Source organism: Acuticoccus sp. I52.16.1, assembly GCF_022865125.1.
Classification (GTDB): Bacteria; Pseudomonadota; Alphaproteobacteria; order Rhizobiales; family Amorphaceae; genus Acuticoccus.
The window spans coordinates 2,858,112-2,884,358 of sequence record NZ_CP094828.1 but is presented as its reverse complement, the minus strand read 5'-3'; the positions used below and the strand labels follow the sequence as shown (position 1 = coordinate 2,884,358).

Here is a 26,247-nt window from a genome sequence, read left to right as displayed (position 1 = left end):
CGCGTCCCCCGATAGACCGAACCCGCGCCCCACCGCCGCCGCCGCGCGGTGCCCTCGGATCGCCCCGGCCGCCGCCCGATGACCGCCACCGACATCGTCGTCTACCAGGGCGAACCCGGTGCCAACTCGCACATCGCCGCGCGCGAGATGTTCCCCGACATGGACGCCCAGGCACAGCCGACGTTCGAGGACTGCTTCGCCGCCGTTGAAGGCGGGGCCGCGCGCTACGCGATGATCCCGATCGAGAACTCGAGCGCCGGCCGCGTCGCCGACATCCACTCGCTGCTGCCCACGTCCACCGTGCACTTCGTGGGCGAATATTTCCTGCCGATCCGCCACCAGCTGATGGTCCTGCCCGGCGCGCCGCTGGAGAAGGTGACGCGCGTCTACAGCCACGTGCAGGCGCTGGGCCAGTGCCGCCGCACGCTGCGCTCGCTGGGGCTGACGCCGGTGGTCGCGGCCGACACCGCCGGTTCGGCACGCCAGATCGCGGCGACCGGCGACCCGACGGCGGCCGCCATCGCCTCGCGCCTCGCGGCCGAGATCTACGGGCTCGACATCATCAGGAGCGACGTCGAGGACGAGGCGCACAATACGACCCGCTTCGTGGTCATGGCCGCGGAGCCGGAGCCGGCGCCGCGCGACACCCCGGTGATGACCTCGTTCCTGTTCCGCGTGCGCAACGTGCCGGCGGCGCTCTACAAGGCGCTCGGCGGATTTGCCACCAACGGCGTCAACATGGTGAAGCTGGAGAGCTACCAGACCGGCGGGCAATTCTTCGTGTCGATGTTCTATGCCGACGTCGAAGGCCACCCGGAGGACGAGTCGGTGGCGCTGGCGCTGGAGGAACTGCGCTTCTTCTCCGCGCACGTGCGCATCCTCGGCACCTATCCCGCGGCCGCCTTCCGCGAGACGATCCGCGAGCCGGCCGAGAACCGCCCGTTGCGGCCGGGCACCGGCCCGGCCGAATAGACGCGCCGCGCGCCCGGATCAGACGGGCGCGCCGTGCTCGGCGTAGGTCTTGATGAGGTGGTGGGCGATCGAGAACGGGCCCGGCACCGCGAAGGGCGGGTTCTTGCCCGCGATCATCGCCGGAAGATCCGCCCGGTCGAACCAGCGCACGTCCTCCAGCTCCAGGTCGCGCGGATCGATCTCGGTGGAGATCGCCTCGGCGAAGCAGCCGATCATCAGGTTGGTCGGAAACGGCCAGGGCTGGCTGGCGTAGTACATCACGCGCCCGGTGCGCACGCCCGACTCCTCGAAGATCTCGCGCCGGACCGCCGCCTCGATCGTCTCGCCCGGCTCCATGAAGCCGGCGAGACTCGAATAGAAGGGCATCCCCGCGCGACGTCCGAGCAGGCAGCGCTCGCCGTCGATCGCCACCATGATGACCACCGGGTCGGTGCGCGGGAAGTGCATCGCGCCGCAGTTGGGACAGTCGCGCTTGTAGCCGGCCTGGCCGAGTGTCGTCTCGTGTCCGCAGCGGCCGCAGAAGCGGTGCGTGCGGTGCCAGCGCAGCAGTGCCGAGGCCTGCGCCGCGGGGCCGAGGAGATCGATCGGCAGGTCGCCCTCGATGGCGACGTTGCGCAGCGTCTTGGTCTCGAGCAGCTCGGACTCCGCGATCGCACAGCCGAAGATCGGGCCGGCGTCGCCGGCGCCGAGGAAGGTCGCCGCGTCCCAGTCGGCACCGAGTGCCTCCGCCTCGGCGCGGGTGTAGAGGCCGCCGCCGGGGCGCAGCACCAGAAGATCGCCGGCGAAGACGACCGCGCGGGCGTCCGGATCGCGGCGCAGCGAGGTGAGGAGCGCAGTGTCGTCGCGCCGCTCGCTCATGCGGTCCAGCGCGTTGCGGCCGTAGGCCAGTTGTCCGGAGGCGTCGACGGGTGGGTAGCGTAGAGTCATGGGATCTCGTTATTCGATTTTCTCGGCCATGGCGACCGGCACCCCTCGGGGACCGGACGGCTGGGCTCTTGGCGGCGACGGTGCGCCACAGGGGCTGCGGGAGGCTGGGAGTGGGACGCGGAAGGAACGGCCCGCCGGTCAGGACGGCGAGGGCGAAGCGGCGCGCGGGACGCTGGCGCGCGGTCCGGTCAGCGTGTCGCGTTCCTGATCGGCGGCGCGGTCGCGTTCGCTGACCGAGGGTGCGGCGGGCGGCGTCGGCAGCCGCGCCGCACCGCCTGGTGCGCCCCCCGTCTCGCCGGCTCGGGGCAATCCGGCGGGCTCGCCGGCAGGTGCGACCGCCGGCAACGCACGGGTGAGCGCGGTGAGGTCGATGGACGGGCCGGGGGTTGTCGCCGCGCCCTCCGGCAGGCGCCAGGCGAAGGCGTCCAGCGCGCCGGTGACGGGCGAGACGGCGTCCCACTCGTCGAAGGCGACGCCGTCGGCCACCCAGGCGGGGTCACGCGGGGCGCGCACCGCGCGGGCCAGCCACTCGCGCACCGCGCCCTCGCTGCCGTCGCTGGCGGCCGCCTCGATCTCCGCCATCGCGACGCAGACGCGCTGCGTCGGGCGCTCGGTAAGGAACGGGGCGAGCGCGGCGCGGGCGGCCTCGAACTCGCGCGCGGCCCGAGCGGCGGCGGCCACACCCAGCGCGCTCTCGATGTGCTCGGGGCGCAGTGCCGCCAGGGCTTCCGCCCGCTTCAGCCGTGCCGCCGCCCCTTGCGCGTCGCCGATGGCCAGCGCCGCGGCGAACAGCTCCGGATGCGGGGCGAGGCGGTAGGTGGTCTGCACGATGGTCTGGGCGCGGCGGGTCGCCTGGGCCGCCATCACGCGGGCGGCGAGCACCGCGGCGGGGACGAGGTCCTTGGCGAGGCCGTGCGCCTCGACCGCCTTGCGGCGGGCGTCCTGCGGCGTTTGCGCGGCCTTGGCCAATGCCGTCAGCAGCACCGCCTTGCGCCGCTTCCAGGTCGGGCGGTCGACCAGCTTGTGGCGCAGCGCCTCGTCGTTGAGGCGCAGGGCCTCCTCGAACTGGCGCTCGGCGGTGGCGGCACGGAAGGCGGCGGTCGCGGCCCAGGGGATCTGCGGGGCGGCAGCGTTGGCGGCCCGGGCGTGGGCGCGCTCGGCGGCGGTGTCGCCCGCGCGGGTCGCCTCCATGGCGAGGCCGCGCAGGCCGACGATATGCGTCTCCGGCGCCTCGGTCATAGCCGTGAAGCGAGCCTCGGCGGCGGCCCGGTCGCCGCGCATCTGCGCAGCCTGCGCGGCGAGCAGCGTCGTCAGCGGCGCACCCGGGGCGACACGCTCGGCCTCGTCCGCGGCGCGGGAGGCGGCGCCGGGATCGCCGGCGGCCACCGCGAGGAAGCCGTCCCCCAATGCGGCGAGAGCCCGTTCGCGGCGCTTGTCGGCGGCCCGGCGGCTCAACCGCCGCGGCAGCGACACCAGCCCCCGGCCGATCTCGATCAGCACATAGAGCGCGACGAAGCCACCGCCGAGGATCCCCAGCGCCTCGCCCGCCGAGAGAAAGAGCGACGTCCCCATCCACTCGACCTCGACGCGGCCCGGCCGGTCGGCCACCCAGGCCGCCCCCGCCGCGGCGAGCCCGAGGGCGAGGATGAGCGCCAGCAGCCGGATCATCGGCGCTCCCCGCTGCCGGTCGTCAGCGCGGCGAGCATCGCCGCCTCGGTCGGCGCGGCGGCGACCGTCACAGCCCGTCCGGCGACGACGGCGGCGACCTTGTCCGACATCGCGATCAGGCGGGCCGTGGACCAGGGCGGCGCCGTCGCCTCGGCGACGAAGACATGCGCGGTGCGGGGCGAGAAGAGAAGCACGACGTCGACCCGCTCGACGGCGGGGAGGGTGCGCGGCGCCATCGAGTAGACGATGCGGCGGCTCGCCGGCCGGCCGGCCGCGACGAGCCGCTCGACCAGATCGCCGGTGTGCTGCTCCCCGGCCATGTGGACCACCAGCCCCGGCGCATCCGCGAGGCGGGCGACGAGATCGTCCACGGTCCCGGCCGCGTCGGCCACCGTCTCGAAGCCGGCGCGGCGCGCCTCCCGCGCGGTGGCGGTGCCGACGGCGTAGACCGGGATGCGGTGGAAGGCCGCGAACGGCGCCAGCATGAGCGCGGCAGTGCGGCTCGTCAGGGCCAGGGCACCGATCCCGTCGGCCGCGCCGGGCGGGTCGGCCGCGACCGCCTCCAGCAGCGGCGCCGGCACGGGGCTGAAGCCGCGCTCGGCGAGGCGGGCGACGGTCCCGGAGGCCTGCGGTTCCGGCCGGGTGACGGCGACGACCAGGCCCGGTGCGGAACCCGGGGTCATGGCCGCCCTCCCCTCACGCGAGGAGCTCGAAGAAGCCTTCGCCGACGCGCGCCCGCAGGCGGCGGCCGGCGTCGTAGCCCATCTCGGCCGCCTCGGTGACGAGGCCGCGGCCGGTGATCTCCTCCACCCGCGTCCCGTCCGGCGCGGCGACGAGGCCGATCAGTTCGATATCCTCGCCGCTGATCGTCGCGAGGCCGGCGATGGGCGTGCGGCACGACCCGTCGAGCGCCGCGAGGAAACCGCGCTCGGCCTGAACCGTGCGCTCGGTCGCGCGGTCGTCGATCGCCCGGCAGGCTTCGATCATGCGGTCGTCGTCGCGGCGGATCTCCACCGCGATGGCGCCTTGCGCGCAGGCCGGGACGAAGACCGTGGGGTCGAGGATTTCGGTCGCGATCTGGGGGATGCCGAGGCGGTTGAGGCCGGCGAGCGCCAGCAGCGTGCCGTCGCACTCCCCGGCTTCGAGCTTCTTGAGCCGTGTCTGCACGTTACCGCGCAGGACGGCGCATTTGAGATCCGGCCGGGCGCGGCGGACCAGGGCCTGCCGGCGCAGTGATGCCGTCCCCACCGTGGCGCCCGGCGGCAGCTCGGCGAGCGTCATTCCGCCGCGGCCGATGAAGACGTCGCGCACGTCCTCGCGCGGCAGGAAGGCGCCGAGGGTGAGCTCGGCGGGCAGGATCGTCTCGAGGTCCTTGGCGGAGTGGACGGCACAGTCGATCCGGCGCTCCGTCAGCGCGGCCTCGATCTCCTTGGTGAAGAGCCCTTTGCCGCCGATCTCGGACAGCGGGCGGTCGAGCACCTTGTCGCCGGTGGTCTTGATGACGACGATCTCGCTCACGGCGCCGCGACTTGCTAGTTGAGCAGCGACCATTTCGGCTTGCGCGACCGCGAGGAGGCTGCCGCGAGTGCCGATGCGGATGGGCGATGAGGATGTGAGCGTGGACATTGAGGCTGAGAATAGGGGACCAGCCGGGGCTCCGAAACCCCACGTCATCGGCATCGAGACGAGTTGTGACGAATGTGCCGTGGCCGTGGTGCGCGGCGCCCCGGGCGAGGCGGAGATCCTCGCCAACGTGGTGCTGAGCCAGATCGATCTGCATCAGGCCTACGGCGGCGTCGTACCGGAGATCGCCGCCCGCGCCCACGGTGAGACGATCGACCGCGTGACCCGAGAGGCGCTGGGCGCGGCGGGGCTGGGGCTCGACGCGATCACCCACGTCGCCGCCACGGCGGGGCCGGGCCTCCTGGGCGGGCTGCTGGTGGGCGCGACCTTCGGCCGGGCGCTCGCAGCGGCGCGCGGGTTACCGTTCATCCCGGTCAACCACCTCGAAGCGCACGTCCTGTCGCCGCGACTGTCGGACAAGGTGGCCTTTCCCTACTGCGTGGCGCTGGTGTCGGGCGGGCACGCGCAGTTCGTCGCTGCGCTCGGGCCGGGGGTCTACCGGCGCCTGGGCGGCACGATCGACGACGCGGCGGGCGAAGCCTTCGACAAGACGGCCAAGCTCCTCGGCCTCGGCTATCCCGGTGGGCCGGCGGTGGAGGCGGCGGCGCAGAGCGGCGATCCGAAACGCTTCGCCTTCCCCGCCCCGCTCGCCAAGCGGGAGGGCTGCGACCTCTCGTTCGCGGGGCTGAAAACGGCGGTCCGCCTCGCCGCCGAAGCCACCGCCCCCCTCACCGAGCAGGACATCGCCGACATCTGCGCCTCCTTCCAGGACGCGGTGGCGCGGCACCTGACCGCCAAGGCATCCCGCGCGCTCGAAGCCTTCGCCGCCCTCGGCGAGGTGCCGCAGGCGCTGGTGGCGGTCGGCGGCGTGGCGGCCAACGCGGTGCTGCGCGAGGCGCTGGCCACCGTGGCCGCGCGGCACGGCCTCCCCTTCGCCGCGCCGCCGCTGGCGCTGTGCGGCGACAACGGCGCGATGATCGCCTACACCGCGATCGAGCGCGAAGCGGCCGGGATCGCCGCAACCGCGCCGCGGGTCCGCTCCCGCTGGCCGCTGGACGCGACGGCGGCGCCGATGATCGGCGCCGGCAAGCGCGGCGCCAAGGCCTGACCCGGTGCACCGCCCGCCGCGCCCCCGTGCGGGCGTCAGGCAAGGCGCCGGGCGAGCGGCGCCCCAGCCGCGTCCCCGGCCGCGTCGCTAGCGGGTGCGGCGGCGGATGAGGCCTTCCTGTGCCGTCGAGGCGACGAGCGTGCCGTCCGGCTTGAAGAAGAAGCCCCGCGTGAACCCGCGCGCACCCGAGGTCGAGGGGGCGTCGGTGGCGTAGAGCAGCCACTCGTCGGCGCGGAAGGGGCGGTGGAACCACATCGCGTGGTCGAGGCTCGCGGAGATGACCTCCTTGGAGAACACCGAGAGGCCGTGCGCGAAGAGGGACGTGTCGAGCAGCGTCATGTCCGACATGTAGGCCAGCGCCGCCTGATGGATCAGGACGTCGTCGGGCAGGTGGTCGGTGGCGCGCATCCACAAGTGCTGACGGGGCGGCAGCTTGTCGTGCGTGAAGTAGTGGGCGAGTTCGGTGGGGCGCAGCTCCAGCGGGCGCGGCCGGTCGAAGTAGCGCTTGATCTCCTCGGGCGCGCGCTCGTTGATGAGCCGGCGCAGCTCGTCCTCGGCGGGAAGCTCGTCGGGCCCCGGCACCTCCGGCATCTCGAAGGCGAACTCGTAGCCCTCCTCCTCGACCTGGTAGGAGGCCATGAGGGTGAAGATCGCCTCGCCGTGCTGGATCGCGGTGACGAGGCGGGTCGAGAACGAGCGGCCGTCGCGCAGGCGCTGCACCTGGTAGATGATCGGCACACCAGGGTCGCCGGGGCGCATGAAATAACCGTGCAGCGAATGGCAGTAGCGCCCGTCCACCGTGCGGTTGGCGGCCGCCAGCGACTGGCCGATGACCTGCCCGCCGAAGACGCGCTGCCAGCCCGCCTGGGGGCTGCGACCGCGGAACAGGTTGTGTTCCAGCGGTTCCAGGTCGAGGAGGGTCAGGAGTTCTTCGATCGCGGCGCGCATCGTGGTCAGTCGGGCTCGGTTGCAGGATCCGCCGGAGGCTGTCACGAGGATCGCGGCAGTGCAACGCATTGCACCGATGCGCGATGATGCGCGATCGCCGGCCACGCGGGCCGCCCGTCGGTCGGCGGGCTACAAGATGCGCCCCGCGCGGGGTATGGAATGTGCGCCCGAGCGGGGCGGAGGCGGGAGGCGACGATGGGTCGGACGATTGCGATCGCGGGTGGTGGCATCGTGGGGCGGACGCTGGCGGTGGCGCTCGCCAGCCAGTCCCACCTCGCCGTGCGCCTGATCGCCGGGCCGCGCCCGCCGCGCGACGAACGGGCCAGCGCCCTCGCCGCCTCGGCGCGCCGGATGATGGCGCGGGTCGGCGTCTGGCCCGCCGTCGCCGCCGAGGCCGAGCCGATGCGCGGCATGGTCATCACCGACAGTGCCGACGGCGACCTCGTCCGCCCCGAGGTGCTGACCTTCGAGGGCGAGACCGACGGGCACCCCTTCGGCCACATGGTGCCGAACGAGACGCTGTTCGCCGCTCTCGTCGCCCGCTGCGCCGCCCTCGGCATCGAGGAGACCCCCGCCGTCGCCACCTTCTACGACGAGGACGAGCGCGGCGTGACGCTCGAACTCTCGGACGGGTCGACCGTGGCGGCCGATATCCTCGTCGCCGCCGACGGGCGCAACTCGAAGATGCGGCAGATCGCCGGGATCGAGGTCGTGCAGAAGGACTACCGCCAGTGCGGCATCGCCGGCACGGTATCCCACGAGCTGGACCACGGCGGGATCGCGACGCAGCATTTCCTCCCCGCCGGCCCCTTCGCCATGCTGCCGCTGACCGGGCGCCGCTCGTCGATCGTGTGGACCGAGCGGGCGGAGTTCGCGGCCGACCTCGCCCGCATGGACCCGATGCTGGCCGGGCTCGAGATCGAGCGCGTCTTCGGCCTCTCGCTGGGGCGCATCACGGTGGACGGCCCGCTGGTCGCCCACCCGCTCGGCGCGATGATGGCGCGCGAGCTCGTCGCCGGCCGCGTGGTGCTGGCGGGTGACGCGGCGCACGTGATCCACCCGCTCGCCGGGCAGGGGCTCAACCTCGGCCTGCGCGACGTCGCGGTGCTGGCCGAGACGCTGATCGAATCGGCGCGCATCGGCGAGGACCCGGTGGCCGGCCTGCCGCGCTACGCCAAGCGCCGTCGTGCCGACACGGTGCAGATGGCCCTGGTCACCGATGGGTTGAACACCATCTTCTCCCGCAAGTCGGACCTGCTGCGCGCGGCGCGGTCCGTGGCGCTCGGGCTGGTGGAGGAACGCGGCAAGCTGAAGTCCCTCTTCATGCGCGAGGCGGCGGGCGTGGAGGGCGAGCTGCCGCGCCTGATGCGCGGCGAGGCCATCTGACCCGTCATTCCCCTCGCCCGACCCGAGACACTTCAGACCGAGACCGAGACCACCCATGCCGACCTTCGTCATCTTCATCACCGTCGTTCTGGCCGCCGCGGTCGCCATCGTCCTCCTCGCGGGGCTCTGGAACATGGTGCGCGGCGGGTCGCCGAATCGCTCTCAGGCATTGATGCGGATGCGCGTTCTCCTACAGTTCATCGCGATCGTGATCGCGATGACGGCCCTTTATTTCACGTCCGGGTAATTCCTGATGGTAACGCTGAACAAGATCTACACGCGCACCGGCGATGACGGGTCCACCGGCCTGGGCTCCGGCGAGCGGCGCTCGAAGTTCGACCTGCGCGTCTCCGCCTACGGGACCGTGGACGAAACCAACGCCGTGATCGGTTGTGCCCGCGCCGCCTGCACGGACCGGCTCCTGGGCGACATGCTGATGCGCGTTCAGAACGACCTGTTCGACCTCGGTGCCGACCTCGCGACACCCAGCGGCACCGACCTGCCCTACGATCCCTTGCGCATCGACGCCTCGCAGGTGACGCGGCTGGAGCGGGAGATCGACCTGCTCAACGCCCGCCTCGATCCCTTGAAATCGTTCGTGTTGCCGGGCGGGACGATGCTGTCGGCGCAGCTGCATCTGGCACGCACCGTCTGCCGCCGCGCCGAGCGGCTGATCGTCGAGCTGGCGCAGACCGAAACGGTTGGCGAACCGGCCCTGCGCTATATCAATAGGCTATCGGACCTATTGTTCGTCGCCGCACGCGTTGCCAACGAGGACGGGAAGGCCGATGTCCTCTGGGTTCCGGGACAGAGCCGGAGCGGTTAACCAGCTGTTTGACTTCGGGCCATGCCGGGACTAGCGTCCCGGCCCTGCCCCAAATTTTGAGAAAGGCGAGCGGAGGCGATGAAGGTTCTTGTCCCCGTCAAGCGGGTCGTCGACTACAACGTCAAGATCCGAGTGAAGCCCGACGGCTCCGGGGTCGATCTGGCGAATGTGAAAATGAGCATGAACCCGTTCGACGAGATCGCCGTCGAAGAGGCGCTTCGGCTCAAGGAAGCGGGGACCGCGACCGAGGTCGTGGCCGTGTCGATCGGTCCGGCCAAAGCGCAGGAGACGCTGCGCACGGCGCTCGCGATGGGCGCCGACCGTGCCATCCTGGTCCAGACCGACGAGACCGTCGAGCCGCTGGACGTCGCCAAGATCCTCAAGGGCATCGTCGGCGAAGAGGCGCCGGGGCTGGTCATTCTCGGCAAGCAGGCGATCGACGACGACTGCAACCAGACGGGCCAGATGCTGGCCGCGCTCCTGGGCTGGGCTCAGGGCACCTTCGCCTCCAAGGTCGAGGTCGCGGGCGAGAGCATCAAGGTCACGCGCGAGATCGACGGCGGCCTGCAGACGATCGACCTGAAGGCCCCCGCCATCGTCACGACGGACCTGCGCCTCAACGAGCCGCGCTACGCGTCGCTGCCGAACATCATGAAGGCGAAAAAGAAGCCGCTCGACACCAAGGCGCCGACCGATTTCGGCGTCGAGGTGAAGCCGCGCCTCGTCGTGGAGAAGACCGAACCGCCGGCACAGCGCCAGGCGGGCGTGAAGGTCTCCTCGGTCGAGGAGCTCGTCGACAAGCTGAAGAACGAGGCCGGGGTCATCTGACCCCCGCGGGAGAAGACGAATGACGACGCTACTGATCGCCGAGCAGACCGGCGGCAAGCTCGATGATTCCGCCAAGAAGGCGCTCGCCGCCGCCGCCCAGCTCGGCGCCCCGGTGCATGTCCTGATCGCCGGCGACGGGGCCGACGGCGCCGCCCGGCAGGCCGCGGCGCTGGACGGCGTCGCGACCGTGCTCACCGTGACGGGCGAGCCCTATGCGCACGGCCTCGCCGAGCCGCTCGCCGACCTCGTCGTGTCGCTCGCGGGCGACTACGACGCGATCGCGACCGCCTCGACCACGTTCGGCAAGAACGTCATGCCGCGTGTCGCCGCGCTGCTCGACGTGATGCAGATCTCGGACGTGATGGAGGTCGTCTCCGCGGACACCTTCAAGCGGCCGATCTACGCCGGCAACGCGATCCAGACCGTGAAATCGACCGACCCGAAGAAGGTCATGACCATCCGCACCGCCTCCTTCCAGGCGGCCGGCGAGGGCGGCTCGGCCGAGGTGAAGGCGATCGACGGCGCGGCCGACCCCGGCCTCTCGACCTTCGTCGGTGAGGAAGTCGCCGCGTCCGACCGGCCCGAGCTCGCCTCGGCCAAGCGGATCGTCTCCGGCGGCCGCGCGCTCGGCTCGGAGGAGAAGTTCAAGGAAGTCATGGAGCCGCTCGCCGATGCGCTGGGCGCGGCCATCGGCGCCTCGCGCGCCGCGGTCGACGCCGGCTACGCGCCGAACGACTGGCAGGTCGGTCAGACCGGCAAGGTCGTCGCGCCGGAGCTTTATGTCGCCTGCGGAATTTCAGGTGCCATTCAGCATTTGGCCGGTATGAAAGACTCGAAGGTCATCGTGGCGATCAACAAGGACGAGGAGGCTCCCATTTTCCAAGTTGCGGACTATGGCCTCGTGGGTGATCTGTTCACCGTGATTCCCGAGCTGAAAGCCGAGCTCGAGAAGAAGGCCTCTTGACCACGAGCCGTCGCGATAGACCCATGTCCGGCGCGCGGCGACTTGACGTGCCGGGCAAGTCCGGTTTCATCGACGATAAATACCGGCGGTCAGCGGCGGCTTTCATGAGCGACATTACCAGCATCGGCGTCATCGGCGCCGGGCAGATGGGCAACGGCATCGCGCACGTCGCGGCGCTCGCGGGGTTCGACGTCTACCTCCACGACGTCGCGCGCGAGCGCATCCAGTCGGGTCTGGCGACGATCACCGGCAACATGGCCCGGCAAGTCTCCTCCGGCCGGATCGAGGATGTCGAGCGCAAGGCCGCCGTGCAGCGCATCCACGGGTCCGAGAACATGGACGAGCTGGCGGACGTCGACCTCGTGATCGAGGCGGTGACCGAGAACGAGCAGCTCAAGCGCAAGATCTACGCGCAGGTCTGTCCGCTCCTGAAGCCCGAGGCGGTGCTCGCCACCAACACCTCGTCGATCTCCATCACCCGTCTCGCCGCGGCGACCGACCGGCCGGAGCGCTTCATCGGCATCCATTTCATGAACCCCGTCCCGGTGATGGAGTTCGTGGAGCTGGTGCGCGGCATCGCCACCGCGGACGAAACCTTCAAGCTCGCCGCCGGATTCGTGGAGCGGCTGGGCAAGGTGTCGGCGACGGCGGAGGACTTCCCCGCCTTCATCGTCAACCGCATCCTGCTGCCGATGATCAACGAGGCGATCTACACCCTCTACGAGGGCGTCGGCTCGGTCGAGGCGATCGACGTGGCGATGCGGCTGGGCGCTAACCACAAGATGGGCCCCCTGCAGCTGGCCGACTTCATCGGCCTCGACACCTGCCTGTCCATCATGCAGGTGCTGTACGACGGGCTCGCCGATTCCAAGTACCGCCCGTGCCCGCTTCTGGTGAAATACGTCGAAGCGGGGTGGGTGGGGCGCAAAGCCGGCCGCGGCTTCTACGACTATCGGGGCGAGACCCCGGTCCCGACGCGGTGAGCGTGGCGATGGTGTCCCCCCGAGGAGACGCCACGCCGCCCCGCCCCCTACCACGCCCCCTGCCACACCCTCCGCGCTCGCGCGCGCCCGTCTTCCGCCTCCGCCGCCGCGCGGCAGTGTGGCTGACGAGCATCGCCCTCTTCATCATCGCCGCGTCGGCCGATGCCGCGCGGGCCGCCGACGACTGCTTCGGCCCCGGCGAGCCGGCCACCGTGGCCGCCGCCGCAGGCCCGTTGACGCTGCGCCTCGCCGATGGCCGCCTCCTGCGCCTGGCCGATCTTTCGCCCGCCGATCCCGGCGCCGCGCCCGCCTTGGCCGCACTGACGGGCGCGGACGTGCTCCTGCGCCCGCTCCGGGGCGAGGTCGTCGCCGACCGCCACGGGCGCCTCCTCGGTGACGTTGTTCCGAAAGCCACAACCGAGAGCCTGCGTGCGCAACTGCTGGCGCGCGGCCTTGCGCTCGTCGATCCGGCTGTTATGTCGGAAGGGTGCCTTGAGACGTCGTTCATGGCCGAGCGGCGCGCGGAACGAGCTGCGAAGGGAGTGTGGTCGCAACGCCATCCCGTTCTGTCAGCCGGTGCGCCGGATCGTTTCGCGCGTATCGGCCAGACCGTCCTCGTCGAGGGGACGGTGCTGAGCGTGGGGCGGTCGAGCCGGACGATTTTTCTGAATTTCGGCGCGGATTGGCGGACCGACTTCACCGCCATGATCGTGCAAGGGACCTTAGTGAAGTGGGTGGAAGAACCCGGCACGCTGACAGGCGCGCGGGTTCGAGTAAGGGGTGTTCTGGAAGCGTGGAACGGCGGCTTGGTCAAGGTCGAGCATCCCGCGCAGATCGAGCGCTTGGACGCCTCGCGAGGGCGTCCGTAGGGCTCGTCCTCGCTCTGAGCCTTGCGTCCTGCGGCGGGTCGATCGGCGAACAGCCCCTCATTGCCGGCACCAAGTCGCAGCCGTCGGTCACATCCACCGCCCCGCCGCCGCGCGACCCCGCGAGCGCCAGCCGCGCCCGCAGCCCCGAGCACGTCAAGCTGATCGGGGCCTACGGCGGCATCTACGTCAACGAGGGGTTGGAGCGGCTGGTGGGCGAGATCGTCGACCGGCTGATGGCCGCCGGCGACCCCGCGCCGCGCCAGGTCCAGGTCACCATCCTCAATTCCCCCGCGATCAATGCCTTCGCGCTGCCGACGGGTGATGTCTACGTCACGCGCGGACTGATCGCGCTGGCGACCGACGAGAGCGAACTGGCGGCCGTCATCTCGCACGAAATCGCCCACGTCACCGCCGACCATGCCCGAGCCCGCGCCCGCCAGGCCGAGGCCGCCGCCCTCGCGCGCCGCGTCAGCGAGGTGGTGATCGACCCCGACATCGCGCAGGATACCCGCAAGACCGCCGATCTCAGCCTCGCGACCTTCAGCCAGCAGCAGGAGCTGGAGGCGGACCGGCTGGGCGTGGAGCGCCTCGCCAAGGCCGGGTTCGACCCGTTCGCCGCCGCGCGCTTCCTGCAGGCGATGGCGTCCTTCGCCGCCCTCCCCTCGCTCAGCACCGCCACGGAGACCAAGCCCGGCTTCCTCTCCTCGCATCCCTCGACGCCGGCGCGCGTGTCCAACGCCAAGCGCGTGGCGCGCCAGTTCGGGGCGCCGGGGCTTGGCCAGCGCGCCCGCTCGCGTTACCTGCGCGCCCTCAACGGCATGCTCTATGGCGACGACCCCAGCGAGGGGTACGTGCGCGGGCGCGAGTTCGCGCACATCGAGCTGGGCATCGCCTTCACGGTGCCGGAGGGGTACGTCCTCAAGAACACCTCGCAGGCGGTTCTGGCGACGGACGGCGAGCACACAGCGATCCGGTTCGACGCGGTGGGGCTGCCGGACGGCACCGAGCTGGCCCCCTACCTGCGGTCGGGCTGGGTGAAGGGCCTCGTCGAAGATTCGGTCCGGATGGAGCGGGTCGACGGGCTGGAGGCGGCGACCGCCTCGGCGCTGGTGGAGGGCTGGTCGTTCCGCATCGGCGTGATCCGCGACCGCAACCGCGTGTTCCGCTTCATCTTCGCCTCGTCGCGGCCGGCGTCCGCCTACGAGAGCGCGTTCCGGCGGACGCTGATGTCGTTCCGCCTGCTCTCACCGTCGCAGCGGGCGATGATGCGGCCGCTGCGCGTGCGGATCGTCGGCGTGCGTCCGAACGAGACGGAGGCGACGCTGGCCGAGCGCATGACCGGTGTCGAACCTTCGATGAAGGTGCCGCTGTTCCGGGTGCTGAACGGCCTCGAAGACCGCACGCTGGAAGCCGGCGAGCTGGTGAAGCTCATCACCGAATGAACAACGCCGCCCGGCGGGACCGGACGGCGTTTCATCGAGACCGGCGGGTGCCGTCTCGCAGCGAACGGATGCCGGCGACGCCGGGCGTCAGCCCTTGTCGCGGTCGGCCAGGATGCGCAGGCGCAGGCCGTTGAGGCGGATGAAGCCGGCGGCGTCCTTCTGGTCGTAGGCGCCCGCATCGTCCTCGAACGTCACGATCTTCTCCTGGTAGAGCGACCTGGGGCTGGAGCGGCCCGAGACGATCACGTTGCCCTTGTAGAGGGTCAGCGTCACGCGGCCCTCGACATCCTTCTGCGACTGGTCGATCGCCGCCTGCAGCATCTCGCGCTCGGGCGAGAACCAGAAGCCGTTGTAGAGGAGCTCCGCATAGCGCGGCATCAGCTCGTCCTTGAGGTGCGCGGCGCCGCGGTCCAGCGTCAGGCTCTCCATCGCGCGGTGGGCGGCGTGGTAGATCGTGCCGCCGGGCGTCTCGTAGACGCCGCGCGACTTCATGCCGACGAAGCGGTTCTCGACGAGGTCGAGCCGGCCGATGCCGTTGTCGTGGCCGAGCTTGTTGAGCGCGGTGAGGAGCGTCGCCGGGCTCATCGCCTCGCCGTTCAGCGCCACGCCGTCGCCTTCCTTGAAGTCGATCGAGATTTCGGTCGCCTCGTCGGGCGCGTCCATCGGGCTGATCGTGCGCTGGTAGACGATGCTGGGCGGCGCGACGGCCGGGTCTTCCAGGATCTTGCCCTCGGAGGACGAGTGCAGGAGGTTGGCGTCGACCGAGAACGGCGCCTCGCCTTCCTTGTCCTTCGTCACCGGGATCTGGTTCAGCCTGGCGAACTCGATCAGGTCGGTCCGGGACTTGAACTCCCAGTCGCGCCACGGGGCGATGACCTTGATCTTGGGGTCGAGCGCCGCGTAGCCCAGCTCGAAGCGGACCTGATCGTTGCCCTTGCCGGTGGCGCCGTGACAGACCGCGTCCGCCCCGGTCTCGTGCGCGATCTCGATCTGCCGCTTGGCGATCAGCGGGCGCGCGATGGAGGTGCCGAGAAGGTAGACGCCCTCGTAGAGCGCGTTGGCGCGCATCATCGGGAACACGTAGTCCTTCACGAAGGTCTCGCGCAGATCCTCGACGTAGATCTCGCGGCAGCCCATCATCTCGGCCTTCTTGCGTGCCGGCTCCAGCTCCTCGCCCTGGCCGAGGTCGGCGGTGAAGGTCACCACCTCCGCGCCGTAAGTGGTCTGCAACCACTTGAGGATGATGGAGGTGTCGAGACCACCGGAGTAGGCGAGGACGATCTTTTTCAGGTCAGTCATGGGTTTCGTCTGTGCGCGGGAAACGCGCACCGATGTCGTGTGTGCGCGGGGATCGCGGCGGTGTGCCACGAGGATGCGCCCCCACGCAAGCGCAGCGGGATCCTCGCGGCCGCGGGCGGCAGCTCGATCGGCCGACCGTTCGCCTACAGCCAGCGGCGCCAGCGGAAGATGATGCAGCTCACGATCGCCGACGACGCCATCACCGCCAGCGTCGCCAGGAACCCGTAGCGCCAGCTCAGCTCCGGCATGTTGGAGAAGTTCATGCCGTAGATGGAGGCGATCAGCGTCGGCGGGATGAAGATCACCGTGACCAGGGAGATCAACTTCATGACGTCGTTCTGCTGGAGCGCCACCAGGCCGAGCGCGGCGTTCATCACGAACTCGGTGCGGTTGTTGAGCGACAGGATGTGCTCCAGCAGAGCGCGGATGTCGCGTTGCAGCGCCTCCAGCCGGTCCAGCTCCGGCCCGGAGAGGAGGATGCGGTCGCCGGGCCGACGCGACAGGTAGATGCCGAGGCGGGCGAGGCTCATCAGGCAGTCCTGCGCCTTCATCAGCTGGCCGCCGAACTCGCTCAGCCGCGCCACCAGCCGCTTGACCGCAGTGGTCGAGCGCGAGCGGTCGAGGCTGGTGTCGAACGTCTCGGCGACCGAGCTTTCGAGGACGGTGCCGATCGCCTCGATCCGGTCCGCGGTGCGCGCCACCACCCGCTCGAGCAGCTTCAGCACCAGCGCCAGCGGCGACTGCGCGACGATGCCGTCGACCGCGCCGAAGCCGGTGTCGAACGTCTCGCGCAGGGTGGCCACATGGTTGGCGTCGACCACGAAGGTCAGCGGGGTCAGCCGGTCGAACTGTTCGCTGGCCGGCACGCTGGCGGTGATGATGAGCACGTCCCCCAGGTGCCGCAGCCGTTTCGACGGCTCCAGCTCCTGTCGCTCCAGGAAGTCCGGCATGGCGATGCCGAACAATCCCTCCAGCCGCCGCATCGAGGCCTCGTCCGGCGGCGCGAGGTCGTACCAGAGCGGCACGTCCGGCGCATGCGCGTCCACGCTGGTGGGCGTCAGCCCTCGGGGTGTGACCTGATAGATGGCGTACATGCCGGCTCCGCGTCCGCTTTGCCTGCACCGTGCCCGAAAAACTCTACGCCGATACGACGGTGCCGTGCTTTGCGTTCCTCCCGGGTCCGCCCGCTCAGCGCTTCTGCAGGACGAAGCGCGCCAGCGAGTTCTTGCGGCGGGTGAAGGCCAGGCGGGAATAGCGCAGGTAGTCGTGGAAGAAGCTGTATTTCTCCTCGCCCCACTCGGCGACGATGTCGGCCTCCTTGGCCTTCATGTTCTTCAGCCACTCCTGGAGCGTCTGCGCATAGTGGCGCGGGTCGTTCTCCAGATAGACGAGGCGGAAGGTGGGCGCGGACGCCTCGACGACCTCTTCGATGTAGGGGATCGAGCTTTCGGGGAAGACGGTCTCGGGCAGGGAGGTGTTGGAGTGCTCGAAGTCGACGTCCTCCCACACGATCGTCTGCAACGAGAAGCGGGCCCCGGTGGCGAGGGCGCCGGCCATCGTCTCGAAGAACCGTCCGTAGATGGCGATCTTTTCCGGCCGCGTCATGTTCGGCTTGGCGAAGTGCTCGAACGCGCCGATGGAGATCGCGGCGGTGAACGGCTCCGCGGGCTGGAAGGCGTAGACGTCCTCGAGGCGCGCCTCGACCCCCGGCCAGCCCTGGCTCTCGATATGCGTCAGCTGGTCGTTCGACAGGGTCAGGCCCAGCGCGCGGGTGGCGCCACGGTCGACCGCGCCTTTCAGCGTCGCGCCCCAGCCGCAGCCGATGTCGATCAGGCGGGATCCCTCGCCGACCTTGGCGGCGTCGAGGTGGAAGCGCAGCTTCTCGTCCTGCGCCTGCGAAAGCGTCTCGGCGAGGGCCGTGCCGCTGATCGGGTCGAACCAGCGCCCGGACGAGTAGGTCAGCGACGGGTCGAGCCACTGCGCGAAGAAGCGCGTGTCGTTGTCGTAGTGATGCTGTATGGCCTCGCTCTGGCTCATGTCTCCGGAGGCGCGATCCTCCGGCTTGAGCTTGAATTGCCGCGTGGTCGTGCTGGCTTTGGCCGTCGTCGTCATGGGATCGCCTCTCCGGATGCAGTCGCGCGCGTCTTGTGCCACTCCCGCCATTCATACGAAATTGCGCGACATTGAACACGGGCCGTAATCAGGAAATCGAGAGGCGGGTGATGAACAGGATCGAATCGATCGACGCGCTGGAAGCGCTCTATGGAGAAGTGTCGACGCCGGCGCGGGTCAAGGTCACGCGCACGATCACGCCATACTACGCCGAATGGATCGAAGCCTCGCCGTTCTGCGCGCTGGCCAGCGTCGGCCCCGAGGGGCTCGACTGCTCACCGCGTGGCGACGTCGGTGCGGTGGTGCGCATCGTCGACCCGACCCGCCTCGCGATGCCCGACTGGCGCGGCAACAACCGGGTCGACACGCTGCGCAACATCGTGCGCGATCCACGCGTATCGCTGATGTTCCTGATCCCCGGCTCGCCGACCGTGATGCGGGTCAACGGCCGCGCCTTCATCACCGCCGACGAGGCCGAAACGTCGAAGTACGAGATGAAGAAGCAGCGGCCGCGGGCGGTGATCTTCGTCGACGTGGACGAGGTCTACTTCCAGTGCGCCAAGTCGGTGAACCGCTCCAAGCTGTGGGCGGACGGGCACGTCGACCCGGCGACGCTGCCCTCCGTCGGCGCGATGCTGGAGGCGGTCAGCACGGAGATCGACGCCGCCACCTACGACGAGCAGGCGCCGCGCCGGCACGCCGAAACGATGTGGTGAAGGGGAGGCCGGCGCGGGGCGAACCGCGCGCCGGCGTTTCAGGGTCGCTACGCGAAGGTCGGGTACATCGGCCGACGCGCGTTGGCCTTCATCATGCCGCGGATGGAGCGCCAGATCGTCCAGATCGCGAGGAAGAAGAGGATCGGGAAGCCGATCAGCACCCAGGTCAGAATGCCGCCGATGAAGCCGAGGATCAGCGTCACCCAGAAGGTGGTGATCGCGGCGTCGTAATGCGTGCGCAGACCGGGGTCGGAGTTGCGGCGGTTGATATAGGCGAAGACCACGCCGATAAACGGCGTGATCGGCACGAAGAATCCCACCAGGAACGACGACCACACCAACATCGCGTTGAACGGCGATGCTCCGAAGATATCGTCGGCGGTCTGGTTGAGGGACGAGGTTTCTCTCGGCGAATTCATGTTCGTTTCCATGGGTCTGGAAATAGGAGCGGGTTCGGCGCTATACAAGAATGGAGCGGCCCGGCACCGGCGGAAAGGGGCCGGGCAAACGCAGGCTCGGCCAGGGCTGTTAAGGGCGTAAAGTCAAGTCCTTGTTCGCCCATTGCGGCCTCACCATAATCGGCGCCATGGACTTCTCGGGCAAACAATACGACCGCATTCGCGCATCGCGCCGGAAGGGCTCCGGCCGCGGCGGACGGGATGACGGCGGGTCCGAGACTTCGGTCATCGGGCGCCAATGCGAGGCGAAGGGCTGCAAGGCCGAGGCGCCCTATCGTGCCCCCAAGGGCCGCGGCAAGGAGGGCCAGTTCCACTGGTTCTGTCTCGACCACGTGCGCGAGTACAACAAGAGCTACAACTACTTCAACGGGATGACCGACGACGACGTGATCGCCTACCAGCGCGACGCGATCACCGGCCATCGGCCGACGTCGCCCATCGGCGTGCGCGGGCGCAAGGCGCGAGCGGCGCGCAACACCTGGTCCGGAATGATGGACGATCCGTTCGGCCTCTTCGGCACCGGCGAGCCGCACGAGGCGGAGCCGGTGGAGGAGGCGCGGCGGGTCTCCGGGCCGGAGCGTCTGGCGTTCGAGGTGCTGGGGCTGGAGCCGGGCGCCTCGAAAGAGGCGATCAAGTCCCGGTACAAAACACTTGTAAAACGTCACCATCCTGACGCAAACCAGGGGGATCGCAGCTCCGAGGACCGGCTGCGCAGTGTCATCAATGCCTACAACGCACTGAGGCGTGCAGGGTATTGCTGATCGCGGCCGCAAGCCCTTAGTTTGTTAAGTCCGTTCGCGTTCCACCGCGGACACCCCCCGCGAGGATGACTATGTCAGAGACGCCCGCCGCGGCGACCACTACGCCGGACATGACCGTGTCTGCGGCCCAGACGTTTGGGATCGACAGCAGCATGGAGATCCCGGCGTTTTCCGAACGCACCGAGCATGTGCCCGATGTCGACCCGTCTTACGTGTTCGACCCGCCCACCACCAAAGCGATCCTCGCCGGTTTCAAGTTCAACCGCCGGGTGATGATCGCCGGTTATCACGGCACGGGCAAGTCGACCCACATCGAGCAGGTGGCGGCGCGGCTCAACTGGCCGTGCATCCGCGTCAACCTCGACAGTCACATCAGCCGCATCGACCTCGTCGGCAAGGACGCCATCGTGGTGCGCGACGGCGCGCAGGTGACCGAGTTCCGCGACGGCATCCTGCCCTGGGCGTTGCAGACCAACACCGCGCTGGTGTTCGATGAATACGACGCCGGGCGCCCGGACGTGATGTTCGTCATCCAGCGCGTGCTGGAAGTCTCCGGCCGGCTGACGCTGCTCGATCAGAACCGCGTGATCCGCCCGCACCCGGCCTTCCGCCTGTTCGCGACGGCCAACACCATCGGCCTCGGCGATACCTCGGGCCTCTATCACGGCACGCAGCAGATCAACCAGGGCCAGATGGACCGCTGGTCGATCGTCACCACGCTCAACTACCTGCCGCACGACGTCGAGGTGGACATCGTCCTCGCCAAGAGCCCGCACTACCAGGGCAAGGAAGGGCAGAGCATGGTGTCGAAGATGGTGCGCGTGGCGGACATGACCCGCAACGCCTTCATGAACGGCGACCTGTCGACCGTGATGAGCCCGCGCACGGTCATCACCTGGGCCGAGAATTCCGACATCTTCAGCGACATCGGCTTCGCGTTCGAGGTCTCGTTCCTCAACAAGTGCGACGAGACCGAGCGCGGCATCGTGGCGGAGTTCTACCAGCGCTGCTTCGGCAAGGAGCTGTCGTCCGGCCACAACATGGTGATGAACTAGTTAGAGCGCGGAGCGCACGGCCCCGTCCGGGCGCGTCACCGAGGCTTGGCCGCTGCGCTGCGCGATGGACGATGCCGAAGGGTTCCCGACGGGAACCATCGGCCTCGGTGCGACGGCCCGCTCGTTCGAGGCCGCCGTCCGCGAGTTCTCCCATGGACCGCAAGGTGCCCGTAAGGAGTTGAGTTATGGCCGCTCCCGGCGATAACGCGAAGCGAAACAAACCTGCCGACACGCGGCACGACGCGTTCCGGACCGCCATCAGCGGGACGATGCGCGCCATCGCCGGCACCGCCGACCTCGAGGTCAACTTCTCGGCGGACAAGCCGGCGCTCGTCGGCAACACGGCGCGGCTGCCCGAACCGCCCCGGCGGCTGACCACCAAGGATATCGCCGTCACGCGCGGGCTCGGCGATTCCATGGCGCTGAAGCTCGCCGCCCACGACCAGGGCGTCCACGCCCGCTACGCACCGAACGGGTCGGACGCGCGCGCCATCTACGACGCGGTGGAGAGCGCGCGGTGCGACGCGCTCGGCGCGCAGGCGATGGACGGCGTCGCCGCCAATCTCTCGGCCATGCTGGAAGACAAGTACTTCCGCGGCAACTACCACGAGATCGCCGACAAGGCCGACGCCCCGATCGAGGACGCCCTCGCACTGCTGGTGCGCGAGAAGCTGACCGGCGCCAAGCCGCCGGAGAGTGCGCAAAAGGTGGTCGACCTGTGGCGCCCGTGGCTGGAGGAGAAGTGCGGCGAGAACCTCTCGACGCTGCCGGATCAGATCACCGACCAGCGCGGCTTCGCCACCGCCATCCGCGACATCCTCGCCGCACTCGACATGGCCGAGTCCATGTCCGAGGAGCGCGGCGACGAGGAGGAGAGCGAAGAAGGCCAGGCCGAGATGGACTCGCCCGACGAGGGTGAAGGCGAGGTCGGCGAGGACGAGTCGGACGAGAACGCCTCGCCGCAGGACTCCGAGCGCTCCGGCGAGGACGAGACCGCCGAGGACGTCGACACCTCCGAGTTCACCGCCGACGACGTGCGCGACGACGAGATGGGCGACGCCGAAGAGACGACCGACGGCATGCGCGTCGACGAGCCCCAGTCGAGCGGTCCTCCGGGGTCGGACTACCGCGTCTACTCGCGCCAGTTCGACGAGGTCGTCACGGCCGAGGAACTGTGCGACACGGCCGAGCTGGACCGCCTGCGCGGCTTCCTCGACCGCCAGCTGCAACATCTGCAAGGGGCCGTCTCGCGCCTCGCCAACCGCCTGCAGCGGCGGCTGATGGCGCAGCAGAACCGCTCCTGGGACTTCGACCAGGAGGAGGGCGTGCTCGACACCGCGCGCCTGTCGCGCGTGGTCATCGACCCGATGCAGCCGCTCGCCTTCAAGATGGAGCGCGAGAGCGACTTCCGCGACACGGTCGTGACCCTCCTGCTCGACAATTCCGGCTCCATGCGCGGCCGTCCGATCTCGGTCGCCGCCACCTGCGCCGACATTCTGGCCCGCACGCTGGAGCGCTGCCACGTCAAGGTCGAGATCCTCGGCTTCACCACCAAGGCGTGGAAGGGTGGCCAGTCCCGCGACCATTGGGTGCAGCACGGCAAGAAGCCGGCGCCGGGGCGGCTGAACGACCTGCGCCACATCATCTACAAGGCCGCCGACGCGCCCTGGCGGCGGGCGCGGCGCAACCTCGGGCTGATGATGCGCGAGGGCCTGCTGAAGGAAAACATCGACGGCGAGGCGCTGATGTGGGCGCACGAGCGCCTGCTGGCGCGGCCCGAGCAGCGGCGCATCCTGATGATGATCTCCGACGGTGCGCCGGTCGACGACTCCACGCTGTCGGTCAACGCCGGCAACTACCTGGAGAAGCATCTGCGCGCCGTCATCTCGGAGATCGAGGAGCGCTCGCCGGTCGAGTTGATCGCCATCGGCATCGGCCACGACGTGACGCGCTACTATCGCCGCGCCGTGACCATCGTCGACGCCGAGGAGCTGGCCGGCGCGATGGTCAACCAGCTCGCCGACCTGTTCGACGACGAGCGTGACGCGAGCCCGCGGCGCGGGGCGCGCAACGGCCGCCGCGCGGCGTGAGGGCGGCCCGCGCGGCCGTCGCCGCACTGCTTGCGTCGGCCGCCGTCGTCGGCGGCGCGGCGGCGGACCCCGCCACGCTCCGCGTGCGCCAGATCTTGGACTTCGGCGGTGACGCCGAGGCGAACGGGCGGATGACCTTTCTCGGCGGCGTGGTGCTGTCCGGCCCGCGGGCCTTCGGCGGCTGGTCGGGCATGCTGATGGACGGCAATCGCTTCCTCGCCGTCAGCGACACCGGCACCTGGATGACCGGCGAAGTCCTCCTCGAGGAGGGTCAGCTGGTCGGGGTGAAGGACATCGCGATGTATCCGCGGCTCGACCTTCACGGGCGGGCGATCACCACCAAGCTCGGCGGCGACGCCGAGGCGCTGACCCTGGTGGACGGCGGCGTCCTCGTCGGCGTGGAGAGTTCGCAGCAGCTGCTTTTCTATCCCGCGAACGGCATCGACGTCGACTTCGACGCCGTGCCCGAGCGGCTGGAACTCGACGTGCCGGAGATCGTCAAACTGCGCCACTACGGCTTCGAGTCGCTGGCGACGCGTGCCGACGGCACCGTCATCGCCATCACCGAGGGGCGCGACGCCAAGACCAGGGAGCTGCCGGCCTTCCGGCGGCCGGGGGCGCCCTTCACCATCAAGCGGGACCGGGATTGGTCGGTGACCGGGGCCGACATGCTGCCGGGCGGCGACATGGTGCTGATGGAGCGACGCTATGGCGGCGGGCTCGACGTCGGCATGCGGGTGCGGCGGATCGGGTCGGACGCGGTGGATAGCGGGGACGGTCCTGTGGACGGCCCCGTCCTCATCGAGGCCGATTTCGCCTCCGAGATCGACAATATGGAGGCGATCACCGCGACGGTTGAGGACGGCCAGGTAATTTTGACGATGCTGTCGGACGACAACCACGCCTTCCTGCAACGGACCCTGTTGCTGCGCTTCGCCCTCCGCGACCCGTTGCCGCGCCCCCGGCCCGAGCGCGACCCCGCCCCCGAGCGGCGCGCCAAGAGCGGCTGAGCCGAAACGCAAAAAAGGCGCACCCGCGGCGGGCGCGCCTTCGATCGGCCGTCGACGGCGGGATCAGCCGGCCGAACGGCTCGCGGTGATGGCGCGGTAGGGGCCGAGCGCGAACGCGGCGACCATCAGCTTCACCGAGAAGTCGGCGATGGCCCACGAGACCCAGCGCGGCGCATCCGGCAAACCGGCGATGCCGAAGAGCGGTGCGGTGCCGACGGCGAATTCGTCCGCCCCGAGGGGGATGAAGGCGGCGAAGGCGAGGGTGAAGAAGATCGCCGTGTCGAGCATGGAGGCCGCGAAGGACGAGATCAGCGGCGCGCGCCACCATTTGCCGTAACGCAGCCGGTCGAACATCGACACGTCGTACATCTGCGCCAGCAGGAAGGCCGTGCCGGACGCCAACGCGATGCGCGGGCTCGCCAGCGCGATCGACATCACGACCGCGATGCAGAAGCCGGCCAGCGCGACGAGCCGCGCGTGGCTGGGTCCGAACGTGCGGTTGACGACGTCGGTCACGAGGAAGGCGAACGGGTAGGTGAACGCGCCCCAGGTGAGGATATCGGCGAGGTCGAGCCCGCCGATCCGGCCCATCACCGGGTATTGCACCAGGATGTTCGACGTCACGACGACGGCGGCCATGGCCGCGACGCCGGCGCTGAGTGCGATGCGGGACATCGTGAGAGCCGCGGGCGCGGCTTACGCGGCCGGCGCTTCGGGGGCGCCCGCCTCGGGGGCCGAGGCGGCGACGACTTCGCGCTTCAGGCGCTGCATCCGCTCGGAAAGCTCGGCTTCCTTGGCGACCATGAGGAACTTGTCCAGCCCGCCGCGGTGCTCGACCGTGCGGAGCGCGGAGGCGGCGATGCGCACGCGCACGCCGCGACCGAGAGCCTCGGACTGGAGCGTGACGTCCACGAGGTTCGGGAGGAACCGCCGCTTGGTCTTGTTGTTGGCGTGGCTGACGTTGTTGCCAACCAGCACGCCCTTGCCTGTCAGTTCGCAGCGTCGAGCCATGATCCATTCGCCGGCCTGCACCGGCGCCCTTCAAAATACGCAATCCGAGGATGAACGGGGTGAATAGGCATCCGGCACGGCGACGTCAAGCGTCTTGGCGACAAGACCGTTCCGACGGCCAGTCCCGCGACACCTGCCGGCCCTGCCACCACCGCGTGCGGAGATCCCCGCGCGGCGGCTTGCGCCAGCCCATCTGTTCAGGTGCAATTCATTAGGTGAAGCGATTTGATCTTGCAACGGCCATCTCATAAAGCGTGAGGTGTGGACCGCATGCCGAGCGGGGCTGGAGAGTGCCATGATCCGAGTTTGGACGTCGATTGTCGCGGCAGCGCTCGCCCTCGTGCCGTTCGCGGCGAGACCGGCCGCGGCGGACATCAAGGTCGACGCCACGTACGAGATCTCCATCGCCGGCTGGGGCATCGCCCGCGCCGAGATGGACCTGACGCTCGACAAGGACCGCTACAGCGCCGACATCTTCATGCGCCCCAAGGGCGTCGCGACCATCGTGACCGCGGTGCGCACCTCCGTCTCGGCCGACGGGCGCGCCACGTCGCGCGGTGACGTCCTGCCGTCGAACTACAGCGTCAGCGCCGACGAGATCGCGCGGCCGGTGCGTGTGACGATGAAGATGAGCAACGGCAACGTGACCTCGCTGCGGGCCCAGCCGCCGCTGAAGGACCGGCCGGGACGGGTGGCGGTGACGGAGGCGCACAAGCGCGGCGTCGTCGATCCGCTGTCGTCCGGCCTGATCCCGGCCAAGGCGCCCGACGCGCGCGACGCCTGCGACCACACGATGAAGATCTTCGACGGGTGGACCCGCTACGACGTGAAGCTCTACTACAAGGGCCGCCGCCACGTTGAGACGAAGGGTTACTCGGGCACGGCATCGATCTGCGGCGCGCGCTGGGTGCCGGTGGCGGGCCATCGCCCGGCCAAGCCGGAGGTGCAGTATCTCGCTCGCAACAAGGCGCTGGAGGTGACGATGGTACCGCTGCCGGGCTCGGGCTACGCGATCCCCTACGCGGTGCGGATCGGCACGCCCAACGGCGAGATCCTGATCGAGCCCAGCGCCCTGGCGATCAGCGGCACCGGCGTTTGATCGCGCCGCCTCTGCCTCTTCGCGGCGCCGGCCGGCCGACTTATATGGCACGGCGCCCCTGGCCTCACGCCGGCGCCTCGGGCGCTTGACGA

General features: G+C 70.0%; 27 protein-coding genes. 16 read left to right on the top strand and 11 right to left on the bottom strand.

The annotated features are described in order from the left end of the window. Nucleotides 1-78: 78 nt before the first annotated feature. Entirely contained in the window at nucleotides 79-972 is an 894-nt protein-coding gene (locus tag MRB58_RS13065; protein ID WP_244777570.1) for a prephenate dehydratase, read from the top strand. Nucleotides 973-990: 18 nt separating this feature from the next. Here MRB58_RS13065 and nudC read toward each other — a convergent pair whose 3' ends face one another. From nudC to hemC, 4 genes are all read right to left on the bottom strand, one after another. Beyond that, complete coding sequence (gene nudC, locus MRB58_RS13060) at nucleotides 991-1,899, bottom strand: NAD(+) diphosphatase (protein ID WP_244777569.1); 909 nt, start codon at nucleotides 1,897-1,899, stop codon at nucleotides 991-993. A 138-nt stretch (nucleotides 1,900-2,037) separates the two neighbouring features. Further along, on the bottom strand, nucleotides 2,038-3,567 hold the full coding sequence (locus MRB58_RS13055) for a heme biosynthesis protein HemY (RefSeq protein ID WP_244777568.1): 1,530 nt from the start codon (nucleotides 3,565-3,567) through the stop codon (nucleotides 2,038-2,040). Then, nucleotides 3,564-4,250 (bottom strand): uroporphyrinogen-III synthase, encoded by a 687-nt coding sequence (locus tag MRB58_RS13050; RefSeq protein ID WP_244777567.1) that lies wholly within the window; start codon nucleotides 4,248-4,250, stop codon nucleotides 3,564-3,566. The genes MRB58_RS13055 and MRB58_RS13050 overlap by 4 nt, the downstream gene beginning before the upstream one ends. A gap of 13 nt (nucleotides 4,251-4,263) precedes the next feature. Then, the gene (gene hemC, locus MRB58_RS13045; protein WP_244777566.1) at nucleotides 4,264-5,193 is read right to left on the bottom strand and encodes a hydroxymethylbilane synthase; all 930 of its coding nucleotides are present in this window, start codon (nucleotides 5,191-5,193) and stop codon (nucleotides 4,264-4,266) included. On the opposite strand from hemC, the gene tsaD reads away from it, so the two are divergent. After that, on the top strand, nucleotides 5,165-6,298 hold the full coding sequence (gene tsaD, locus MRB58_RS13040; RefSeq protein WP_256461671.1) for a tRNA (adenosine(37)-N6)-threonylcarbamoyltransferase complex transferase subunit TsaD: 1,134 nt from the start codon (nucleotides 5,165-5,167) through the stop codon (nucleotides 6,296-6,298). The genes hemC and tsaD overlap by 29 nt on opposite strands. Nucleotides 6,299-6,385: 87 nt before the next feature. On the opposite strand, the gene tesB is transcribed toward tsaD, so the two are convergent. Continuing rightward, nucleotides 6,386-7,246 (bottom strand): acyl-CoA thioesterase II, encoded by an 861-nt coding sequence (gene tesB / locus MRB58_RS13035; RefSeq protein WP_244777564.1) that lies wholly within the window; start codon nucleotides 7,244-7,246, stop codon nucleotides 6,386-6,388. Between the two features lie 195 nt (nucleotides 7,247-7,441). Here tesB and MRB58_RS13030 point away from each other — a divergent pair, with 195 nt between their 5' ends. The 8 genes from MRB58_RS13030 to MRB58_RS12995 all read left to right on the top strand — a co-directional run bounded on the left by MRB58_RS13030 (nucleotide 7,442) and on the right by MRB58_RS12995 (nucleotide 14,544). Next, the gene (locus MRB58_RS13030; RefSeq protein ID WP_244777563.1) at nucleotides 7,442-8,632 is read left to right on the top strand and encodes an FAD-dependent monooxygenase; all 1,191 of its coding nucleotides are present in this window, start codon (nucleotides 7,442-7,444) and stop codon (nucleotides 8,630-8,632) included. A 55-nt stretch (nucleotides 8,633-8,687) separates the two neighbouring features. Beyond that, complete coding sequence (locus MRB58_RS13025) at nucleotides 8,688-8,879, top strand: twin transmembrane helix small protein (protein WP_244777562.1); 192 nt, start codon at nucleotides 8,688-8,690, stop codon at nucleotides 8,877-8,879. 6 nt (nucleotides 8,880-8,885) lie between these two features. After that, nucleotides 8,886-9,458: a cob(I)yrinic acid a,c-diamide adenosyltransferase gene (locus MRB58_RS13020; RefSeq protein WP_244777561.1), complete on the top strand. Its 573-nt coding sequence runs from the start codon at nucleotides 8,886-8,888 to the stop codon at nucleotides 9,456-9,458. Nucleotides 9,459-9,536: 78 nt separating this feature from the next. Then, the gene (locus tag MRB58_RS13015) at nucleotides 9,537-10,286 is read left to right on the top strand and encodes an electron transfer flavoprotein subunit beta/FixA family protein (RefSeq protein WP_244777560.1); all 750 of its coding nucleotides are present in this window, start codon (nucleotides 9,537-9,539) and stop codon (nucleotides 10,284-10,286) included. 19 nt (nucleotides 10,287-10,305) lie between these two features. Further along, entirely contained in the window at nucleotides 10,306-11,250 is a 945-nt protein-coding gene (locus MRB58_RS13010; protein WP_244777559.1) for an electron transfer flavoprotein subunit alpha/FixB family protein, read from the top strand. A gap of 104 nt (nucleotides 11,251-11,354) precedes the next feature. Then, a complete protein-coding gene (locus MRB58_RS13005) occupies nucleotides 11,355-12,233 on the top strand; it encodes a 3-hydroxybutyryl-CoA dehydrogenase (protein WP_244777558.1) in 879 nt (292 codons plus the stop codon). Nucleotides 12,234-12,349: 116 nt separating this feature from the next. Further along, a complete protein-coding gene (locus MRB58_RS13000; RefSeq protein ID WP_244777557.1) occupies nucleotides 12,350-13,102 on the top strand; it encodes an OB-fold nucleic acid binding domain-containing protein in 753 nt (250 codons plus the stop codon). Nucleotides 13,103-13,311: 209 nt separating this feature from the next. Beyond that, complete coding sequence (locus tag MRB58_RS12995; RefSeq protein WP_244777556.1) at nucleotides 13,312-14,544, top strand: M48 family metalloprotease; 1,233 nt, start codon at nucleotides 13,312-13,314, stop codon at nucleotides 14,542-14,544. 87 nt (nucleotides 14,545-14,631) lie between these two features. Here MRB58_RS12995 and MRB58_RS12990 read toward each other — a convergent pair whose 3' ends face one another. The 3 genes from MRB58_RS12990 to MRB58_RS12980 all read right to left on the bottom strand — a co-directional run bounded on the left by MRB58_RS12990 (nucleotide 14,632) and on the right by MRB58_RS12980 (nucleotide 17,955). Continuing rightward, nucleotides 14,632-15,843 carry an argininosuccinate synthase gene (locus MRB58_RS12990; protein ID WP_244777555.1) on the bottom strand — a complete coding sequence of 404 codons (1,212 nt, stop codon included), beginning with the start codon at nucleotides 15,841-15,843 and terminating at the stop codon, nucleotides 14,632-14,634. Nucleotides 15,844-15,986: 143 nt separating this feature from the next. After that, nucleotides 15,987-16,937 (bottom strand): CorA family divalent cation transporter, encoded by a 951-nt coding sequence (locus MRB58_RS12985; protein ID WP_244777554.1) that lies wholly within the window; start codon nucleotides 16,935-16,937, stop codon nucleotides 15,987-15,989. 94 nt (nucleotides 16,938-17,031) lie between these two features. Then, nucleotides 17,032-17,955 (bottom strand): class I SAM-dependent methyltransferase, encoded by a 924-nt coding sequence (locus tag MRB58_RS12980; protein WP_244777553.1) that lies wholly within the window; start codon nucleotides 17,953-17,955, stop codon nucleotides 17,032-17,034. Between the two features lie 110 nt (nucleotides 17,956-18,065). Between MRB58_RS12980 and MRB58_RS12975 the strand changes: the two genes are divergently transcribed. After that, entirely contained in the window at nucleotides 18,066-18,671 is a 606-nt protein-coding gene (locus MRB58_RS12975; RefSeq protein WP_244777552.1) for an MSMEG_1061 family FMN-dependent PPOX-type flavoprotein, read from the top strand. A gap of 47 nt (nucleotides 18,672-18,718) precedes the next feature. Here MRB58_RS12975 and MRB58_RS12970 read toward each other — a convergent pair whose 3' ends face one another. Then, nucleotides 18,719-19,090: a DUF4870 domain-containing protein gene (locus MRB58_RS12970; protein ID WP_244777551.1), complete on the bottom strand. Its 372-nt coding sequence runs from the start codon at nucleotides 19,088-19,090 to the stop codon at nucleotides 18,719-18,721. 167 nt (nucleotides 19,091-19,257) lie between these two features. On the opposite strand from MRB58_RS12970, the gene MRB58_RS12965 reads away from it, so the two are divergent. From MRB58_RS12965 to MRB58_RS12950, 4 genes are all read left to right on the top strand, one after another. Beyond that, a complete protein-coding gene (locus MRB58_RS12965; RefSeq protein ID WP_244777550.1) occupies nucleotides 19,258-19,890 on the top strand; it encodes a J domain-containing protein in 633 nt (210 codons plus the stop codon). A gap of 65 nt (nucleotides 19,891-19,955) precedes the next feature. Continuing rightward, nucleotides 19,956-20,945, top strand: a complete 990-nt coding sequence (gene cobS, locus MRB58_RS12960; protein ID WP_244777549.1) for a cobaltochelatase subunit CobS — start codon at nucleotides 19,956-19,958, stop codon at nucleotides 20,943-20,945. A gap of 185 nt (nucleotides 20,946-21,130) precedes the next feature. Next, complete coding sequence (gene cobT, locus MRB58_RS12955; protein WP_244777548.1) at nucleotides 21,131-23,035, top strand: cobaltochelatase subunit CobT; 1,905 nt, start codon at nucleotides 21,131-21,133, stop codon at nucleotides 23,033-23,035. Next, nucleotides 23,032-24,045: an esterase-like activity of phytase family protein gene (locus tag MRB58_RS12950; RefSeq protein WP_244777547.1), complete on the top strand. Its 1,014-nt coding sequence runs from the start codon at nucleotides 23,032-23,034 to the stop codon at nucleotides 24,043-24,045. Before cobT ends, MRB58_RS12950 begins: the two co-directional genes overlap by 4 nt. A gap of 63 nt (nucleotides 24,046-24,108) precedes the next feature. On the opposite strand, the gene MRB58_RS12945 is transcribed toward MRB58_RS12950, so the two are convergent. Together MRB58_RS12945 and rpmB are read right to left on the bottom strand one after the other, a co-directional pair. Continuing rightward, nucleotides 24,109-24,720 carry a VUT family protein gene (locus tag MRB58_RS12945; protein WP_244777546.1) on the bottom strand — a complete coding sequence of 204 codons (612 nt, stop codon included), beginning with the start codon at nucleotides 24,718-24,720 and terminating at the stop codon, nucleotides 24,109-24,111. A gap of 21 nt (nucleotides 24,721-24,741) precedes the next feature. After that, nucleotides 24,742-25,056, bottom strand: a complete 315-nt coding sequence (rpmB, locus tag MRB58_RS12940) for a 50S ribosomal protein L28 (protein WP_244777544.1) — start codon at nucleotides 25,054-25,056, stop codon at nucleotides 24,742-24,744. Nucleotides 25,057-25,351: 295 nt separating this feature from the next. Here rpmB and MRB58_RS12935 point away from each other — a divergent pair, with 295 nt between their 5' ends. Further along, complete coding sequence (locus MRB58_RS12935) at nucleotides 25,352-26,155, top strand: DUF3108 domain-containing protein (protein ID WP_244777542.1); 804 nt, start codon at nucleotides 25,352-25,354, stop codon at nucleotides 26,153-26,155. Nucleotides 26,156-26,247 lie beyond the last annotated feature (92 nt).

Excerpts from the sequence above, each read along its gene's own strand:
- MRB58_RS12985 (WP_244777554.1), bottom strand. The coding sequence starts at position 16,937 with ATGTACGCCATCTATCAGGTCACACCCCGAGGGCTGACGCCCACCAGC.
- MRB58_RS13030 (WP_244777563.1), top strand. The coding sequence starts at position 7,442 with ATGGGTCGGACGATTGCGATCGCGGGTGGTGGCATCGTGGGGCGGACG.
- hemC (WP_244777566.1), bottom strand. The coding sequence starts at position 5,193 with ATGTCCACGCTCACATCCTCATCGCCCATCCGCATCGGCACTCGCGGC.
- MRB58_RS12935 (WP_244777542.1), top strand. The coding sequence starts at position 25,352 with ATGATCCGAGTTTGGACGTCGATTGTCGCGGCAGCGCTCGCCCTCGTG.
- MRB58_RS13025 (WP_244777562.1), top strand. The coding sequence starts at position 8,688 with ATGCCGACCTTCGTCATCTTCATCACCGTCGTTCTGGCCGCCGCGGTC.
- MRB58_RS12970 (WP_244777551.1), bottom strand. The coding sequence starts at position 19,090 with ATGAATTCGCCGAGAGAAACCTCGTCCCTCAACCAGACCGCCGACGAT.
- MRB58_RS13050 (WP_244777567.1), bottom strand. The coding sequence starts at position 4,250 with ATGACCCCGGGTTCCGCACCGGGCCTGGTCGTCGCCGTCACCCGGCCG.
- cobS (WP_244777549.1), top strand. The coding sequence starts at position 19,956 with ATGACTATGTCAGAGACGCCCGCCGCGGCGACCACTACGCCGGACATG.
- MRB58_RS13065 (WP_244777570.1), top strand. The coding sequence starts at position 79 with ATGACCGCCACCGACATCGTCGTCTACCAGGGCGAACCCGGTGCCAAC.
- tsaD (WP_256461671.1), top strand. The coding sequence starts at position 5,165 with ATGGGCGATGAGGATGTGAGCGTGGACATTGAGGCTGAGAATAGGGGA.
- MRB58_RS12975 (WP_244777552.1), top strand. The coding sequence starts at position 18,066 with ATGAACAGGATCGAATCGATCGACGCGCTGGAAGCGCTCTATGGAGAA.
- rpmB (WP_244777544.1), bottom strand. The coding sequence starts at position 25,056 with ATGGCTCGACGCTGCGAACTGACAGGCAAGGGCGTGCTGGTTGGCAAC.
- MRB58_RS12945 (WP_244777546.1), bottom strand. The coding sequence starts at position 24,720 with ATGTCCCGCATCGCACTCAGCGCCGGCGTCGCGGCCATGGCCGCCGTC.
- nudC (WP_244777569.1), bottom strand. The coding sequence starts at position 1,899 with ATGACTCTACGCTACCCACCCGTCGACGCCTCCGGACAACTGGCCTAC.
- MRB58_RS12990 (WP_244777555.1), bottom strand. The coding sequence starts at position 15,843 with ATGACTGACCTGAAAAAGATCGTCCTCGCCTACTCCGGTGGTCTCGAC.
- MRB58_RS13020 (WP_244777561.1), top strand. The coding sequence starts at position 8,886 with ATGGTAACGCTGAACAAGATCTACACGCGCACCGGCGATGACGGGTCC.
- tesB (WP_244777564.1), bottom strand. The coding sequence starts at position 7,246 with ATGCGCGCCGCGATCGAAGAACTCCTGACCCTCCTCGACCTGGAACCG.
- MRB58_RS13005 (WP_244777558.1), top strand. The coding sequence starts at position 11,355 with ATGAGCGACATTACCAGCATCGGCGTCATCGGCGCCGGGCAGATGGGC.
- MRB58_RS13015 (WP_244777560.1), top strand. The coding sequence starts at position 9,537 with ATGAAGGTTCTTGTCCCCGTCAAGCGGGTCGTCGACTACAACGTCAAG.
- MRB58_RS13010 (WP_244777559.1), top strand. The coding sequence starts at position 10,306 with ATGACGACGCTACTGATCGCCGAGCAGACCGGCGGCAAGCTCGATGAT.
- cobT (WP_244777548.1), top strand. The coding sequence starts at position 21,131 with ATGGCCGCTCCCGGCGATAACGCGAAGCGAAACAAACCTGCCGACACG.
- MRB58_RS12965 (WP_244777550.1), top strand. The coding sequence starts at position 19,258 with ATGGACTTCTCGGGCAAACAATACGACCGCATTCGCGCATCGCGCCGG.
- MRB58_RS12980 (WP_244777553.1), bottom strand. The coding sequence starts at position 17,955 with ATGACGACGACGGCCAAAGCCAGCACGACCACGCGGCAATTCAAGCTC.
- MRB58_RS13055 (WP_244777568.1), bottom strand. The coding sequence starts at position 3,567 with ATGATCCGGCTGCTGGCGCTCATCCTCGCCCTCGGGCTCGCCGCGGCG.